Origin of the sequence: Microbispora rosea (assembly GCF_044460045.1) — a bacterium.
In the GTDB taxonomy this organism is placed as follows: Bacteria; Actinomycetota; Actinomycetes; order Streptosporangiales; family Streptosporangiaceae; genus Microbispora; species Microbispora rosea.
The window spans coordinates 101,222-117,882 of sequence record NZ_JBITJO010000012.1 but is presented as its reverse complement, the minus strand read 5'-3'; the positions used below and the strand labels follow the sequence as shown (position 1 = coordinate 117,882).

The following is a 16,661-nucleotide window of genomic DNA, read 5'->3' as shown; positions in this document are numbered from 1 at the left end:
CCTTCGGTGAACGATCGCCGACCGCGTGCCGTCCGGGCCGCGCGGCCGGTTGCACCACATTGCGCCCACCAGTGGGATTACGGCAATCACAAATATTCGGCTAAACAATTCAATAAATCGAAACTTCTGTCCCGGCCGTCACCCTCGGAGGCCCGCAGCCCCTTCGCCGCCGGGGCCGAAGGGCCGTCGCCTCCCTCAGAGCACGCCGGGCTTGCTCACGGGCATGCCGTCGCGCGAGGCGAAATGCCCCGCGACCGCTTCCCGGCAGTACGCCCGCAGCGCTTCGACCCGGGCGGTGCGCCGGGCGCCAGGCGCAGTGGCGAGCACGATGTGGTTTGGGGGGATCTCATCCGCGATGGGACGGTAAACGATCGGCTTGCCGTCGTAGGTCAGGTCGCCGTGGGGACGGCCCATGATGATCGTGTAGCCGAGACCCCGCGCGACGAGCGAGCGGATCGTCTCGACGTTCGCACTTCGCCAGCGCACTCGAGGCGTGATGCCGGCGTTGCGCAGGATCTCCTCCACGTGATCAGTGGCCGGGCGCATGGCGAGAAGGACGGCGTACTCGTCGCGCAGCGCGCTGAGCGAGACCTTGTCGTGGCCGGCCAGCGGATGGTCGGGCGAGACGGCGAGCTGCAGCCGGACGGGGGCGAGGCGCTGCACATCGACCTCGGCGACGATGTGGTTCTCGTACAGGAGGGCCGCGTCCAGCCGCCCTTCGGTCAGGAGCGTCTGGAGCGCCGCCGACGCTCCTTCCTCCAGCTGGAGATCGATCGCCGGGTGATGCTCGGCGAAGTACTCCGCCATCTGCGGGAACAGCCATGGGGACAGAGTCGTGAAGATGCCCACCCGCAGGGGGCCGCTCAGCTCGCCGCGGATGGTCCCGGCCAGCTCCTGGATGTCCTCGATGCTGCGGGCGATCACTCGGGCGGTGTCGTAGACGCTTCGCCCGGCATCGGTGATCTCCACGCCCTTGCCGCGCGTACGCAGCGTGAGCTGGACGTCGAGGAGCTCCTCCAGCTGCGTGATGGCGAGGGAGACCCCGCCGGCGGACACGTGCAGTCTCCTCGCCGCCTCGGTGACCGAACCGCTCTCGACGACGGCGCAGAAGTACTGGAGCTGCCTGAGCGAGAGCGCCGACGCTCCGTTCACTTTAGTCTCCTTGAACTATCAATCCTGATAGTTGTCATTGCCTGATTAAGTGCGTCCCCGCACACTCGATGTGTCCCTCCATCGAGGTTCGGCATGGAGCGCCCTGATCCCCCTACCAGGAATACGACGATGCACGCCAAACCTACGACCGGGCCCCATGCCGGGGCGGTCTCGACTCTACGCACTTCGCAGATGCGGCGGATTCTCGCGTCGAGCTTCCTCGGCAGTGCGATCGAGTTCTACGACTTCCTGCTCTACGCGAGCGCGTCCGCACTGGTCTTCGCGCACGCCTCCTTCGCCTCGCTCGATGCCGTGTGCTCGCGAAGTCGCCGAAGGTCCTCGTTCTCGGCACGCTCGTCGCGATGACCCAGCTGACGATCTCGGCATGGCAAGCGTGTGGGGACTCGGTTACGCGACCGCCGCCCTCATCGTCTGCGCCGTCGCGCTGTTCATCATCCCCGAAAGCAACCAGCGCGATCTCGCTGCGATCCGCTGACCGATGGGAGTCCCATAAAGTGACCAACTCCGCCACCTTCGACGCCGACGTCATCATCGTCGGCGGGGGACCCGTCGGCCTGCTGGCCGCCATGGAGCTGGACTCGCACGGAGTCTCGACGATCATCGTCGAGGAGAATCCCTACCTTGCTCCCCCGAACGTCAAGTGCAACCACGTGGCCGCCCGCACGATGGAGGCGTTTCGCCGCTTCGGGCTGGCCGACAGGGTTCGCTCGGCCGGCCTCCCCTCCGACCACCCGCAGGACGTCGCCTTCCTCACCTCGGTGACCGGCAAGGAGTTCGGCCGCATCCCGATCCCTTCCGCCTCCGCACGTCTCGACGGAACCGGGCAGGGCCCCGACACCACCTGGGCGGCCGCCGAGCCGGCGCACCGCGTGAACCAGCGGTTCCTCGAGCCCGTCCTCGAGGAGCACGTGGCCTCCCTCCGGAACGTGAGCCTCCGCAACGAGGTCAAGGCCGTCGCGGTCGCCCAGGACGAGGACGGCGTGACGGTGGAGATCGTCCCGGTGGGCTCGGAGGAGAGGACGACTCTTCGCGGCCGTTATCTCATCGGCGCCGACGGCGGCCGCTCGCTCGTACGGAAGACCATCGGGTCCGAGTTCCACGGCGACCCCGTCCTGCAGCACGTCCAGTCGACGTGCATCAGGATGCCGGACCTGTACGAGCGCATGTCGGCGGGGAAGGCGTGGGGCTACTACGTCTACAACGACCGCCGGAACGGTCACGTCTACTCCATCGACGGCGTCGAGACGTTCCTGATCCACACCTACCTGAGCCCTGAGGAAGCCGAGCGCGAGGAGGTCGACCGCGACCGTGCGATCCGCGACATCCTCGGGGTCTCCGACGACCAGTCCTACGATTTCCTCTCTCGTGAAGACTGGGTCGCTCGCCGTCTCGTGGCCGACAAGTTCCGCGAAGGCCGCATCTTCATCGCCGGTGACGCCGCTCATCTGTGGGTGCCCTACGGCGGATACGGCATGAACGCGGGCATCGCCGACGGTCTCAATCTGTCATGGCTGTTGAGCGCCGTGGTCGCCGGCTGGGCGGACGAGTCGATCCTGGACGCCTACGAGGCCGAACGCCTGCCGATCACGGACCAGGTGTCCCGCTTCGCGATGTCCCATCTGCGGAAGATCGCCGATACGGATGTGCCCGCCGGCCTCGAGGCCGACGGCCCCGAAGGGGACGCGGCCCGCGAGGCCTTCGGGAAGCTCGCGTACGACCTGAACGTCCAGCAGTTCGCCGCCGCGGGCCTGAACTTCGGATACAGCTACGCGAACAGCCCCATCATCGTCGCGGACGGCCGGGCACCGGAATACACGATGGGCACGTACACGCCCTCCACGGTGCCGGGCTGCCGCCTCCCCCACCATTGGCTCGCGGACGGTTCGTCGCTGTACGACCGCCTCGGTCCGTGGTACACGCTCGTGGCGCTCGATTACTTCGACGCCGCGGAGCGGTGGGCGGAGGAGGCACGCGCCGCCGGCCTGCCCGTCACCGTGGTCCGGTTCCCCGAAGGCGCCGCGGACTCCGCGTACACGACGCCGTTCGTCGTCGCCCGTCGCGATCAGCACGTGGCGTGGCGAGGAACCGCGCTGCCTTCGGATGTCGCCGCCTTCGCCGCCCGTCTCGGTGCCGCGACCCGCTCGCGGAGCGAGCAGGGCGCCGACGTCATCGCCACCTCCACTCACTGAGATCCTCTGTAGACGCGCGAAGGTCACACACCATGAGCACCGCACCCGCACATCCCTCCCTTCCCCGCCGGCCGGGGAAGATCGTTGCCGTCCACGTCAGCCACGAGTCGCGCGCGGCGCAGCGCGGCCGCCGTCCTGCCGCTCCCTCGTACTTCTTCAAGCCGTCGAGCTCCCTTGCGGCCTCGGGCGACGCGGTCGAGCGGCCCGAGGGCACGGAGCTGCTCGCCTTCGAGGGCGAGATCGCCCTCGTCATCGGCACACCCGCGCGAAGCGTCGCCCCCGCCGAGGCCTGGAGTCACGTGGCGTGGGTGACGGCGTCGAACGACTGGGGGCTGTACGACCTGCGCGCCAACGACAAGGGGTCGAACGTCCGCAACAAGGGCCGCGACGGCTACACCCCGGTCGGCCCGCGGCTCATCGACGCACGCGCGGTCGACCCCACCGCGCTGCGCGTCCGGACGTGGCTCAACGGCGAGCTCGTCCAGGAGGGTGAGACCACCGACCTCATCTTCCCGTTCTCCCAGATCATCGCCGACCTCTCCCAGCACCTCACCCTCGAGACCGGCGACGTCATCCTCACCGGCACTCCGGCCGGAGCCTCGGTGGCCGTCCCGGGAGACGTCGTCGAGGTCGAGGTCGACGCGCCGGGGGGACCGAGCTCGGGCAGGCTGACCAGCAGGGTGATCGACGGCCCCGGCGGCTTCGATCCCGCCATCGGTTCTCTCCCCTCGGTCGACGACCTCCAGCGCGAGGAGGCGTGGGGCTCGCGCGAGGCGGCGGGGCTCCCCGCCGCCTCCCCGGTCATCTCCTCCGGGCTGCGTGACAAGCTGCTCAGGACGCCCGTCGCCGGACTGTCGCAGCAGCTGCGCAAGCGCGGCCTCGACAACGTCTCGATCGACGGCCTGCGCCCGACCCGGCCGGGCACGAAGCTCGTCGGCGTCGCGAGGACGCTGCGCTTCGTCCCGAACCGCGAGGACCTCTTCCGCAGCCACGGCGGCGGCTACAACGCGCAGAAGCGCGCCTTCGACGCCGTGCGGGAGGGCGAGGTCATCGTCATCGAGGCGCGCGGCGAGCGCGGCTCCGGCACCCTCGGCGACGTGCTCGCCCTCCGCGCTCTCGCACGCGGCGCGGCGGGTGTCGTCACGGACGGCGGCGTGCGCGACTACGCGACGGTCGCCGGCATCGACCTCCCCGTCTTCAGCCAGGGGCCGCACCCCGCCGTGCTCGGCCGCAGGCACGTGCCGTGGGACACCGGCCTCACGATCGCGTGCGGCGGCGCCACGGTCCAGCCCGGCGACATCATCGTGGGCGACGACGACGGCGTCATCGTGATCCCCCCGGCGATCGCCGAGGAGGTGGCCGACGCCGCACTCGCCCAGGAGACCGAGGACGCGTGGATCGCCGCGCAGGTCGCCGCGGGTCACCCCGTCGACGGCTTGTTCCCCATGAACACGGAATGGCGCGCGAAGTACGAGGCAGCCACCGAGGCCGGCGCCTGATGACGGGCCTGATGACGGGCGCTCCTCGCGAACGCGCACCCCGATCTCGAAGGCCTGCTCCACCGTCCGATCCCACATCACCTCCGAACGGGAAGATCAGATGACCGACACCGCGGCATCCGTCCGGCACATCCCCGCCGACCTGCCCACGCGCATCCAGCACTACATCGACGGCCAGTTCGTCGACTCCCTCGACGGCGGCACGTTCGACGTGCTCGACCCCGTCTCGAACGAGGTGTACGTGCGGGCCGCGGCCGGCAAGAAGGTCGACATCGACCACGCCGTCGCCGCGGCCCGCCGTGCGTTCGAGGAGGGCCCGTGGCCGCGCATGCTGCCGCGCGAGCGCTCGCGCGTGCTGCACCGCATCGCCGACATCGTCGAGTCCCGCGACGCCCGCCTCGCCGAGCTCGAGTCGTTCGACTCGGGACTGCCGATCACGCAGGCGCTCGGTCAGGCGCGCCGCGCGGCCGAGAACTTCCGGTTCTTCGCCGACCTGGTCGTCGCGCAGGCCGACGACACCTTCAAGGTCCCCGGCCGCCAGATCAACTACGTCAACCGCAAGCCGATCGGCGTCGCGGGACTCATCACGCCGTGGAACACGCCCTTCATGCTCGAGAGCTGGAAGCTCGGCCCCGCCCTCGCGACGGGCAACACCGTCGTGCTCAAGCCGGCCGAGTTCACCCCGCTGTCGGCGTCCCTGTGGGCGGGGATCTTCGAGGAGGCGGGGCTTCCCCGGGGCGTCTTCAACCTCGTCAACGGCCTCGGGGAGGACGCCGGCGACGCGCTCGTGCGGCACCCCGACGTGCCGCTCATCTCGTTCACGGGCGAGAGCCGTACGGGACAGATCATCTTCGGCAACGCCGCCCCGCACCTCAAGGGCCTCTCGATGGAGCTCGGCGGCAAGTCGCCCGCCGTCGTCTTCGCCGACGCCGATCTCGACGCGGCGATCGACGCGACCGTCTTCGGTGTCTTCTCACTCAACGGCGAGCGCTGTACGGCCGGCAGCCGCATCCTCGTCCAGCGGGAGGTGTACGACGAGTTCGTCGAGCGGTACGCCGCGCAGGCGAAGCGCGTGAAGGTCGGCTACCCGCACGACCCCGCCACGGAAGTCGGCGCGCTCGTGCACCCCGAGCACTTCGAGAAGGTCATGAGCTACGTCGAGATCGGCAAGGGCGAGGGCCGCCTCGTGGCGGGAGGCGGACGCCCCGAAGGCTTCGAGTCCGGCAACTTCGTCGCGCCGACCGTGTTCGCCGACGTCGCCCCCGACGCCCGCATCTTCCAGGAGGAGATCTTCGGTCCCGTCGTCGCGATCACGCCCTTCGACACGGACGAGGAGGCGCTCGCGCTCGCGAACGACACGAAGTACGGTCTCGCCGCCTACGTCTGGACGAACGACCTCAAGCGCGCGCACAACTTCGCGCAGGCCGTCGAGGCGGGCATGGTGTGGCTCAACTCCAACAACGTCCGCGACCTGCGCACCCCCTTCGGCGGCGTCAAGGCGTCGGGCCTCGGACACGAGGGCGGCTACCGCTCGATCGACTTCTACACCCATCAGCAGGCCGTGCACATCACGCTCGGCAAGGTCCACAACCCCACCTTCGGCAAGTAGGAATCCCCCACGAGGCCACCGGATCCCGACGCGTTTCCCGCCCCCACCACGAAAGCAAGGACGCTCACATGACCGCCGCCGACCGCACCCCTGCCTCCTCCGGCTTCTCCGTCAGCCAGGAGGCGCCCATCCACGCGGACAATCCCGTCCCCACGCCCGCCTCGCCCGCTCCCGACATCCTGCGCTGCGCCTACATGGAGCTCGTCGTCACCGACCTCGCCGCCTCCCGCGAGTTCTACGTCGACGTCCTGGGCCTGATCGTCACGGAGGAGGACGACGAGGCGATCTATCTCCGCCCCCTCGAGGAGTTCATCCACCACAACCTCGTGCTGCGCAAAGGCCCCGTCGCCGCCGTCGCGGCGTTCTCCTACCGGGTCCGCACCCCGGAGGACCTCGACAAGGCCGTCGCCTTCTACACGGAGCTGGGATGCCGCGTCGAGCGCCGGCCGGAGGGCTTCGTCAAGGGCATCGGTGACTCCGTGCGCGTGGAGGACCCGCTCGGCTTCCCGTACGAGTTCTTCCACGACGTGGAGCACGTCGAGCGCCTCGCCTGGCGTTACGACCTCCACACGCCCGGCGCCATCGTCCGCCTCGACCACTTCAACCAGGTCACGCCCGACGTGCCCAAGGCCGTCCGCCACTACCAGGACCTCGGGTTCCGCGTCACGGAGGACATCCAGGACTCCGACGGCGTCGTCTACGCCGCGTGGATGCGCCGCAAGCCCACGGTCCACGACACCGCGACCACGGGCGGCGACGGTCCCCGCATGCACCACGTGGCGTTCGCCACGCACGAGAAGCACAACATCCTCGCGATCTGCGACAGGCTCGGCGCGCTGCGACGTTCCGACGCCATCGAGCGCGGCCCCGGCCGCCACGGCGTCTCGAACGCGTTCTACCTCTACCTGCGCGACCCCGACGGCCACCGCGTCGAGATCTACACCCAGGACTACTACACGGGCGACCCCGACAACCCCGTCATCACCTGGGACGTGCACGACAACCAGCGCCGCGACTGGTGGGGCAACCCCGTCGTGCCGAGCTGGTACACCGAAGCCTCGCTCGTGCTCGACCTCGACGGCAACCCGCAGCCCCTCGTCGCCCGCACCGACGCGAGCGAGATGGCGGTCACGATCGGCGCCGACGGCTTCTCCTACACCCGCAAGGACGACACCGAAGGGCTGCCCGACTACAAGCAGGGCGAGTACAAGCTGGGCCACCAGCTCTAGGCGGGAGAGTCGTCATGCTTTCGAAGGACATCATCGCGTCCCTCGCGGAGGAGCTCGCGGAGGCGGAGCGGACGCACGGGGTCATCCCCCGCATCACCACCCGGTTCCCCGAGGCCACGGTCGAGGACGCGTACGCCATCCAGGCGGTGTGGAGGGAGAAGAACCTCACATCCGGCCGTCGCCTCGTCGGCCGCAAGATCGGGCTCACCTCACGCGCCATGCAGGCCTCGACCGGCATCACGGAGCCCGACTACGGCGTCATGTTCGACGACACCGTGTGGGAGAACGGCGCGCGCATCCCGCACGACCGGTTCTCCAACGTCCGCATCGAGGTCGAGCTCGCCTTCGTGCTGAAGGAGCCCCTGGAGGGCCCGAACTGCACGCTGTTCGACGTCATGCGCGCGACGGAGTACGTCACGCCGGCCCTGGAGGTGCTCAACTCCCACATCGAGATCGAGGGCCGCACGATCGTCGACACCATCTCCGACAACGCCGCCTACGGCGGGCTCGTGCTCGGAGGCAATCCGACGAGCCCCGACGCGGTCGATCTGCGGTGGGTGTCGGCTCTCCTCTACCGCAACGAGACGATCGAGGAGACGGGCGTCGCCGCCGCGGTCCTCAACCACCCGGCGACGGGGGTCGCGTGGCTCGCGAACAAGACGCACCGGCACGGCGACCGCCTGGAGGCCAACGAGATCATCCTCGCCGGCTCCTTCACCCGTCCCGTGTGGATCGAGAAGGGCGACACGGTGCTGGCCGACTACGGACCGATGGGGACCATCTCATGCCGCTTCGTCTGAGCCCGACACTCCGCGACCGTCTCGCCGCGGCCGAGCGTCCGCTGTTCGGCGGATGGGTGTGCTCCGGCTCCCCCGTCATGGCCGAGATCATGGCGGGCTCGGGCCTCGACTGGGTGCTCATCGACATGGAGCACGCCCCCAACGGCCTCGAGTCCACGCTCGCGCAGCTGTACGCCGTCTCGGCCTACCCTGTCACGCCCGTCGTCCGCGCCCCCGCCGCCGATCCCGTGACGATCAAGCAGATTCTCGACCTCGGCGCCCAGACGGTCCTCGTGCCGATGGTCTCGACACCTGACGAGGCCCGGACCGTGGCGGAGGCCGCGCAGTACCCGCCCGCGGGCCGTCGCGGCGTCGGCAGCGCCCTCGCCCGCTCCGCCCGCTGGAACCGCGTCGACGGCTACCTCCAGAACGCCGCCGACCACGTCTCCGTGTTCGTGCAGATCGAGACGGCCGAGGGCGCCGCAGCCGCGGAGGCGATCGCGGCGACCCCCGGCATCGACGGCGTCTTCGTCGGACCGAGCGACCTCGCCGCCTCCATGGGCGTCCTGGGCCAGCACACGCACCCCGACGTCATCGCCGCCGTCCACCGCGCCTTCGACGGCGTCGCCGCCACCGGCAAGCCCGTCGGCGTCAACGCCTTCGACCCGCAGGCGGCACACGCCTACGCGGAGGCCGGGGCCCGCTTCCTGCTCGTCGGCGCCGACGTCGCCCTCGTCGCACGCGCTTCCGAGTCCCTCGCGACGACCTTCATCCACGACAGGGACGACCCGACACGCGCTTCGTACTGACCACCTACTCGACGGATTCCCCGGGTTCACGCCGCAGGCGACGGGGCTGCTGCGGCGCGTCGTCCCAGCACTGCCCGCTGCGTCCGGCTGACAACTCTCACACCCGTGCCGCCTTCATCGCAGGATCGCAGCGGCAAGGATCTTGTTGATCCAGCCTTCCCACTGATCGGGCGTCCACCCGCGTACGCCGGTGAGCAAGAGGTAGACCTCGAAGCTGACCATGGTGAAGATGACGTCGGCCGCCTCCTCGGTCGACAGGTCCGGGCGCAGGGCCTGCTTGTCGGCGAGTTGCCGTGCGAGGGTGTGGTGGGCGAGGAAGCGCTGGTTCTGATTGGTCTCCCACTGCGCGGCCATCTCGGCGTCGGCGCCGGCGGCGTCGCGGACGATCTTCATGATCGGCGCCACCCGGCCGAAGATGATGCGACTGTTGGCCAGCCAGATCGCCAGCGCCCGGCGGCCGTCCGGTTCGTCGCGTACCCGCTTCACCCAGGGCCGATCGAGCATCGGTATCGGCTCGTCGTCGCCGACCGACAGCACATCGACGATCTCTTTGAGAACCGTGGCCTTGTTGCCGAAGTGGAAGTACACCGTCTGCACCGCGACCCCGGCCCCCGCGGCGATCTGATCCAGGGTGGTCGAGGCGTACCCCTGCCGCAGGAACAGTTCCCGCGCCGCGTCGGTGATCCGTCTCCGGGTGGCGCGCGCTTGAGCGGCTCGGCGGGTGCCCTGTCCGGTCGTGCTCTTGACAGGATCGCTCATTCGCTAGAGCCTACTACAGAGAAACTCGCTAGAGAGAACTCTAGTGAACCCCCCTCTCCGGAGGTGCCCATGGCGGCGACACTCAACGGCTTCCACCACGTCAAACTCCCGGTCACGGACGTGGAACGCAGTCGAGACTGGTACGAGCGCGTATTGGGCCTGCGCGTCTTCATCGAGTTCGTCGAGGACGGCACGCTCATGGGCGTCGCCCTCCGCGATGCGAGCGACGTCGTCGACGTCGCCCTCCGCAAAGATCCGGTGCGGGCTGCCGCGATGGCCGGATTCGACCCGATGGCCTTGTGCGTACCCACGCTGCGTGACCTGAAGGCCTGGCAGCAGCGGCTGGACGACCTGAGCGAGCCGCACGGCGGCATCGTCACAGGTCACGTCGGCCAGGTGCTGGTCGGCCTGCACGACCCGGACGGCATCGAGATCCGCTTCTACCACCCAGCTCGGAACGACCCCGAGGACGCATGATGAGCTTCGACCCCACCGGCTATTTGCTCACCCCGACCGACGGCCACCACCTGTGGTTCCTGGACACCCGCATGACCGTGAAGGCCGGCGCGGACCAGACCGGCGGCGCCTTCACCCTCCTCGAGTGGTCCGCACCCGTCGGCTTCGGGCCGCCTCAGCACATCCACGACCGCGAGGATGAGGCGTTCTACATCCTCGAGGGAAAGATCAACATCGACTGCGGCGACAATCGCTGGACCGCCGGACCCGGGGACTTCGCCTTCCTCCCCCGCCGCATACCACACTCGTTCATCGTCGCCGACGGGCCCGTACGCGGCCTGCAGATCACCACACCGTCGGGGTTCGAGCAGTTCATCACCGAACTCGGCCGTCCCGCCGAACACCCCGGCCTACCCGCCCCCACCCCGCCCGACATTCCCCGCCTGATCGAGGCCGGCCAACGCTACGGCCACCAGATCCTCGGCCCGCCTTCCACGTGACTCGACACACCGACAATCGAAGGAGACGACTTCGGTCTTGACGGTCAGCTCCCTGACGCGGACCTGGCCAGGCCGTGCCGGACCACCCGCAGACTGCGGCTGAACGGGGTGGCCCGGCGGTGCACGTGGTGGTGGGGTGGCAGGTGCCGCCCGCGTGGGGCGGGCACGGTGCGGAAGCGCCGCTTGACGACCTCGACGAGTGCCAGGTAGGCGATCAGGACGACGGCGATCGTGCCGAGAATGGCCGGTGGGATGGGCGCCAGCCCCAAGTCGGATGCGAAGGGCGCGTAGGGCAGGGCGAGTCCGGCCGCCACCACGACTCCCACGGCGATCACGAGGGCTGTGGCCGGCCTGCTTCGCCAGAACGGAGTACGGCGGGTCCTGACAATGAAGATCACCAAGGTCTGGGTGGCGAGGGACTCCACGAACCAGGACGCCCGAAACAGCGGCGGCGCGGTGTGGAAGACCCGCAGCAGCAGCGCGAACATGGCGAGGTCGAACATCGAGCTGAGCGGTCCGAAGACCAGCATGAACCGGCGGATGAGCCTGAGGTCGAAGCGCGCGGGCCGGGCGAGCTGCTCGCCGTCGACGGCGTCCGCTGGGATGGTCAGCTGGCCGGCGTCGTACAGAAGGTTGTTGAGCAGCACCTGGCTCGGCAGCATCGGCAGGAACGGAAGCACCGCCGAGGCGGCCGCGGCGGAGAACATGTTGCCGACGTTGCTGGCCGTCCCCATCAGGAGGTACTTGATGGTGTTGGCGAAGATGCGGCGCCCTTCGACGATGCCGTCGGCGAGCACGCCCAGGTCCTTCTCCAGCAGCACGACGTCGGCCGCGTCCCTGGCGACGTCGGCCCCGGTGTCGACGGAGATGCCCACATCCGCCCGGTGCAACGCGAGCGCGTCGTTGACGCCGTCGCCGAGGTAGGCGACGTCCAGGCCGCCGCTTCGCTGGATGCCGACGATCCTGGCCTTCTGCTCGGGGCTGACTCGCGCGAACACCGTGGTCGCCGGCAGGGCATCGGCCAGGGCTGCGTCGTCGAGACGCTCGATCTCCTCACCGGCCAGCACTCCGGTGACGGGCAGGCCGATCTTCTCGCACAGGCCGGTCGCGACGGTGGGGTGGTCACCGGTGAGGATCTTCACGGTGACTCCGAGCGCGGCCAGGCGTTCGAGCGCGTGCTCCACTCCGGGTTTGGGCGGGTCGCTGAACACCAGGAACCCGGCCAGATCGAGATCGGACTCCACCAGCTCGCGTTCCCCCGGGCGTACGGCGACCGCGACCAGGCGGGCGCCCTCGGCGAACAGCCGCTCGGCCAGCGTTCGGGACTCCTCGGGCACGGCCCGGCACCGGGCCAGCACCGCTTCCGGGGCTCCCTTGACGATGGTCAGCCTCTCGCCGGCAAGGTCCTCGACCAGCACGGATGCCATGCGCCGCTCGTGGTCGAACGGCTTGGCATCGATGCGCCGGTAGTTTTCCGGCGCCCACTCCCGCATCGCACGTGCATCGCGCATGGCTTCCTGGAGGGCGTCGTCGAGTGGCGTGGATCCGGGCGGGTCCGCGCACAGCACGCCGAAGCGGAACGGGCCGTCAGCGTCACCTGGGTCGGGGGTTCCGTCGGGGAAGACGGCCTGGCGCAGGGCGATCTTGGCTTGGGTCAGCGTGCCGGTCTTGTCGGTGAACAGCACCTCGACGTCGCCGAGGTCCTCGATGGCGACCAGGCGTTTCACGAGCACTTTCAGCCGAGTGAGGCGGCGCGACCCGGTGGCGAGGCTGGTCGTGACGACCGCGGGCAGCAACTGCGGGGTGACGCCGACCGCGATGGCGAGCGAGAACAGCATGGCGTCGAGCAGCGGACGGCCCATGATCAGGTTCGTGGTGAACACTCCGGCAGTCAGCGCCGCGGCGACCCACACCAGCAGTCCGGAGAACCTGCGCAGCCCGATCTGGAAGGCCGTCTCCGCGTGCCGCTCACCCAGGCCCGCGGCGATCGCGCCGAAAGCCGTACCGGCGCCGGTCTGGGACACGGTCCCGGCGGCGGTTCCCGCAGTGACGACCGTGCCCATCAGCGCCGTGTCGCCGGGGTTCTTGCGAACCGGCAACGACTCCCCGGTCAGCACCGACTCGTCGCACTCGAAGTCCCGCGCCTCGGCCAGCTCGATGTCCGCGGGAACGACGGCGCCAAGCCTCAGCTGGACCACGTCCCCGGGCACCAGGTCGATGACGTCACGCTCGACGAGGGTGCCGCCGCGCAGCACGCGCGCCCGGCTGCGCATGTGCTCGTGCAGCGCCTCCACCGCGCGCTCGGCGCGGTACTCGTTGGCGAAGCCCAGCCCGACGCTCAACGCGACGATCACACCGATCACCACCGCGTCGGTCCGCTCCCCGACGAAGAACGACACGGTGGCCGCGACCAGCAGCAGTATCAGCAGTGGGCTGCGGAGTTGCCTGGCCAGCACCGCGACGGGGCGCGCCCGGTGGCTGCGGACCGCGTTGGGGCCGACCTCGGCCCGCACGGCCGCAGCCTGTTCGTCGGTGAGCCCTGTCGCGGCCGGTTCCTTCACCGTGAGTCCTCGGGCATCGGCGGATCCGGTCATGCGCTCCATGCCCTGAAGCAAGGGCCGGGAAGTGACAGGGGTCATGACCGTCTCACAGCTCGAAGACCAGCCGGGCGGGGATTCGGCCGGCGAGGACGTCCTCGACGCATTGGTTGATCTCGTCCAGTTTGCGAATCTCGTACTTCACCGTGGTGCGGCCGGCGGCGTGCAGGCGGAACACCTCTGCCAGGTCGGCGCGGGTGCCGACGATGGACCCGATCACGCTGATGCCGCCCAGCACCGTCTCGAAGATGGGCAGGGACATCGCGTTGTCCCGGGGCAGCGAGACCAGGACCAGGCGCCCGCCACGACGCAGCGACGCGTGCGCCTGCTGCAGGACGCGCGGATCGGCCGCCAGGACGACGGCCACGTCGGCACCGCCGAGGTGGCGAATCGCGGCCACCGGGTCCTCGGCCGCGGCGTTCACGACGTGAGTGGCGCCGAGTTCACCGGCGAGGAGGAGCTTTTCGCCCGTCACGTCGACCGCGACGGTCTCGGCCCCGAAGATCTGCGCGTACTGCTGAGCCAGATGCCCCAGCCCGCCGATGCCGAAGATCGCCGCACGCTCGGCCGGGCGCAGCCCGGACACCTTGACGGCCTTGTACGTGGTGACCCCCGCGCACGTCAGCGGAGCGGCGTCGAACGAACTCACGGCTTCGGGCACGGGGACCACATGGCCGGCATAGGCCGCGACGTAGTCGGCATGGCAGCCGTTCAGGCTGTAGCCCGTGTTCAGCTGGGACTCGCAGAGCGTCTCCCGCCCGCTCACGCAGTAGTCGCAGATGCCGCACGCGTAGCCCAGCCACGGAACCGCGACCCGCTCCCCGACGGCCCGGCCGGTGACGCCGGGGCCGACCTGCTCGATCACGCCGATGCCCTCATGCCCGGGTGTGAACGGCAGAGCCGGCTTGACCGGCCAGTCCCCGCGGGCGGCGTGAATATCGGTGTGGCACAGCCCGCTTGCCTCGACACGTACCAGCACCTGACCGGGTCGCAGCTCCGGGACCGGAACGTCGCGGATCTCGATCGGGCCGTCGAATCGGGTGACCATCGCTGCACGCATTGTCTTCTCCTCTCCACCGGGGCTCCAGCGTCCGGCTTGCGCCGCCGCGAGCCTCGTATCCGGGGCTGCTCGGACTGTCACTCGGCCATGCGGGCGGCCATCTCGACGAGCCGGTTGGCGTAGCCCCACTCGTTGTCGTACCAGCCGAAGACCTTCACCAGCTCGCCGTCCGCCTGGGTGAGCGCGGAGTCGAACACGCAGGAGGCGGGGTCGCCCACGATGTCGCGGGACACGATCGGGTCGGTGCTGTAGCGCAGCACGGCCTTCAGCTCCCGGTCGGCGGCATCGGCGAAGGCCCGGTTGACCTCCTGAACCCCCACGGGGCGGGACAGCACCACGGCGAGGTCGGTGAGCGAGCCGTCCTCGACGGGGACGCGCAGCGCGACGCCGTCCAGCCGGCCCGCGAGCTCGGGCAGCACCTCGCCGACCATCCGGGCGGCCCCGGTCGTGGTCGGGACGATGTTCACGGCGGCCGAGCGGGCCCTGCGGGGGTCCTTGTGAGGGGCGTCCAGCAGCCGCTGGTCGGCGGTGTACGCGTGCACGGTCGTCATGAAGCCGCGCACGAGGCCGAAGTGCTCGTGCAGCACCTTCACCATCGGGGCCACGCAGTTGGTGGTGCAGGAGGCCATCGAGACGATCTCGTGGCGGCGGGGGTCGTAGGCCGCGTCGTTGACGCCGGGGACGATCGTGACGTCCACGCTCCTGCCGGGCGCGGAGATGAGCACGCGGCGGGCGCCGCCCTTGAGGTGGCGGGCCGCGTCGTCCCGCGTGCGGAACCTGCCGGTGGCCTCGATCACCAGCTCGGCGCCGTACGCGGCCCAGTTGATGTGCGCGGGGTCGCTGTGCGCGGTGACCGGGATGGAGCGGCCGTCCACGTCGATGGAGGAAGCGTTCGCGGTCACCGGCACGCCGAGGGGGCCGTGCGTGGAGTCGAACCTGAGCAGATGGGCGAGGGTCGCCGCGTCCGCGAGGTCGTTGATCGCGACAACCTCGATGCCCATGGGCAGCGCGCGGCGCAGCACGGCCCTGCCGATCCTGCCGAACCCGTTGATGCCGATCCTCATGGTGATCCTCCTCAGCGCTGGCTGTACCGCCATCGTCCGTACCGGCACGGAGCGGCCGTAGAGGCGTAAGTGCCGCAGACGGGGGCGCAACAGCCCCCGTGCGAAGGCCTTCCGCCTCTCCGCCCGCGCGGGGCGGCGGCGATGGGATGAAAGGAGGTGTCACGAGGAGGAAGAGATGCGTGTGAAGGTCGCCCAGGTCATGGCCCGCGACGTGCCCGTCGTAGAGGGCGGCATGCCGTTCAAGACAGTCGCCCAGGTGCTGATCGCCGCCGACCTGGGCGCCGTGCCCGTGGTCGACGCCGACGACCGGGTCATCGGCGTCGTCACGGACGCGGACCTGTTGCTCAAGGAGGAGTTCAAGGAGCAGTACGCCCACGAGGGCTACCGGCCGCCGTTGCGCGCCCGGCTGCGGCGCCTGTTCGGCCGGGCGGGGCGCGGATGGCGCGAGAAGTCGCGCGGTGACGCGGCCGCCGAGCTGATGACGTCCCCGGCCGTCACGGTCGGCCCGGGAACGGCGGTGGTGTTCGCCATCCGGCTCATGGACCGGCACGGCGTCACGCACCTGCCGGTCCTCGGGCCGGACGGCAGGCTCGAGGGCATGGTCGGCCGGCACGACCTGCTGCGGGTCTTCACCCGTCCGGACGCCGACATCGCCCGCGAGATCACGGTCGACACCTTCGGCCGTTCCCTCTTCGGCGACCTGGCCATGGTGACCGTGACGGTCGACCAGGGCGTCGTGACGCTGACCGGTCGCCTGCACTGGCGCAGCGACGCGCTGACGGCAGCCCGGCTGGCCCGCGGTGTCAACGGTGTGGTGGACGTGATCGACCACCTGGAGTGGGAGGATGACGACACCCACACCTGGCGCCACTGATGACGAGTTCCCCGCCCGGCGCCGGCGGTGTGCGGCTCAACCAGCCCAGGGGCGAGCGTCCCGC

Annotated in this window: 15 protein-coding genes; 10 read left to right on the top strand and 5 right to left on the bottom strand. The window is 69.9% G+C overall.

Going from position 1 to position 16,661, the window contains the following annotated elements; genetic code table 11:
* Positions 1–195: 195 nt before the first annotated feature.
* Positions 196–1,152: a LysR family transcriptional regulator gene (locus tag ACIBK1_RS35135; RefSeq protein WP_051762556.1), complete on the bottom strand. Its 957-nt coding sequence runs from the start codon at positions 1,150–1,152 to the stop codon at positions 196–198.
* A 192-nt stretch (positions 1,153–1,344) separates the two neighbouring features.
* On the opposite strand from ACIBK1_RS35135, the gene ACIBK1_RS35130 reads away from it, so the two are divergent.
* From ACIBK1_RS35130 to ACIBK1_RS35100, 7 genes are all read left to right on the top strand, one after another.
* Positions 1,345–1,518, top strand: coding sequence for a hypothetical protein (locus ACIBK1_RS35130; protein ID WP_197042897.1), 174 nt, complete (start codon positions 1,345–1,347; stop codon positions 1,516–1,518).
* A 149-nt stretch (positions 1,519–1,667) separates the two neighbouring features.
* Positions 1,668–3,362: an FAD-dependent monooxygenase gene (locus ACIBK1_RS35125; protein WP_396740017.1), complete on the top strand. Its 1,695-nt coding sequence runs from the start codon at positions 1,668–1,670 to the stop codon at positions 3,360–3,362.
* A 32-nt stretch (positions 3,363–3,394) separates the two neighbouring features.
* Positions 3,395–4,861 carry a fumarylacetoacetate hydrolase family protein gene (locus ACIBK1_RS35120; RefSeq protein ID WP_396740016.1) on the top strand — a complete coding sequence of 489 codons (1,467 nt, stop codon included), beginning with the start codon at positions 3,395–3,397 and terminating at the stop codon, positions 4,859–4,861.
* Between the two features lie 100 nt (positions 4,862–4,961).
* Complete coding sequence (gene hpaE / locus ACIBK1_RS35115; RefSeq protein ID WP_396740015.1) at positions 4,962–6,470, top strand: 5-carboxymethyl-2-hydroxymuconate semialdehyde dehydrogenase; 1,509 nt, start codon at positions 4,962–4,964, stop codon at positions 6,468–6,470.
* 68 nt (positions 6,471–6,538) lie between these two features.
* A complete protein-coding gene (hpaD, locus tag ACIBK1_RS35110) occupies positions 6,539–7,699 on the top strand; it encodes a 3,4-dihydroxyphenylacetate 2,3-dioxygenase (RefSeq protein WP_030511590.1) in 1,161 nt (386 codons plus the stop codon).
* A 14-nt stretch (positions 7,700–7,713) separates the two neighbouring features.
* Positions 7,714–8,499, top strand: a complete 786-nt coding sequence (gene hpaH / locus ACIBK1_RS35105; RefSeq protein WP_396740014.1) for a 2-oxo-hept-4-ene-1,7-dioate hydratase — start codon at positions 7,714–7,716, stop codon at positions 8,497–8,499.
* Positions 8,484–9,287: an HpcH/HpaI aldolase/citrate lyase family protein gene (locus ACIBK1_RS35100; RefSeq protein ID WP_396740012.1), complete on the top strand. Its 804-nt coding sequence runs from the start codon at positions 8,484–8,486 to the stop codon at positions 9,285–9,287. The genes hpaH and ACIBK1_RS35100 overlap by 16 nt, the downstream gene beginning before the upstream one ends.
* A gap of 114 nt (positions 9,288–9,401) precedes the next feature.
* On the opposite strand, the gene ACIBK1_RS35095 is transcribed toward ACIBK1_RS35100, so the two are convergent.
* A complete protein-coding gene (locus tag ACIBK1_RS35095) occupies positions 9,402–10,046 on the bottom strand; it encodes a TetR/AcrR family transcriptional regulator (RefSeq protein ID WP_030511337.1) in 645 nt (214 codons plus the stop codon).
* Between the two features lie 69 nt (positions 10,047–10,115).
* Here ACIBK1_RS35095 and ACIBK1_RS35090 point away from each other — a divergent pair, with 69 nt between their 5' ends.
* Positions 10,116–10,523, top strand: coding sequence for a VOC family protein (locus tag ACIBK1_RS35090; RefSeq protein ID WP_363529001.1), 408 nt, complete (start codon positions 10,116–10,118; stop codon positions 10,521–10,523).
* Positions 10,523–11,002 (top strand): quercetin 2,3-dioxygenase, encoded by a 480-nt coding sequence (locus ACIBK1_RS35085; protein WP_036408520.1) that lies wholly within the window; start codon positions 10,523–10,525, stop codon positions 11,000–11,002. Before ACIBK1_RS35090 ends, ACIBK1_RS35085 begins: the two co-directional genes overlap by 1 nt.
* 44 nt (positions 11,003–11,046) lie before the next feature.
* On the opposite strand, the gene mgtA is transcribed toward ACIBK1_RS35085, so the two are convergent.
* The 3 genes from mgtA to gap form a co-directional block, all read right to left on the bottom strand.
* Positions 11,047–13,563 carry a magnesium-translocating P-type ATPase gene (gene mgtA / locus ACIBK1_RS35080; protein WP_396740010.1) on the bottom strand — a complete coding sequence of 839 codons (2,517 nt, stop codon included), beginning with the start codon at positions 13,561–13,563 and terminating at the stop codon, positions 11,047–11,049.
* A gap of 85 nt (positions 13,564–13,648) precedes the next feature.
* On the bottom strand, positions 13,649–14,659 hold the full coding sequence (locus tag ACIBK1_RS35075) for a zinc-dependent alcohol dehydrogenase (protein WP_357319319.1): 1,011 nt from the start codon (positions 14,657–14,659) through the stop codon (positions 13,649–13,651).
* 77 nt (positions 14,660–14,736) lie between these two features.
* Entirely contained in the window at positions 14,737–15,729 is a 993-nt protein-coding gene (gap, locus tag ACIBK1_RS35070) for a type I glyceraldehyde-3-phosphate dehydrogenase (RefSeq protein WP_396740069.1), read from the bottom strand.
* Between the two features lie 169 nt (positions 15,730–15,898).
* On the opposite strand from gap, the gene ACIBK1_RS35065 reads away from it, so the two are divergent.
* On the top strand, positions 15,899–16,597 hold the full coding sequence (locus tag ACIBK1_RS35065; RefSeq protein ID WP_396740008.1) for a CBS domain-containing protein: 699 nt from the start codon (positions 15,899–15,901) through the stop codon (positions 16,595–16,597).
* Positions 16,598–16,661: the final 64 nt, after the last annotated feature.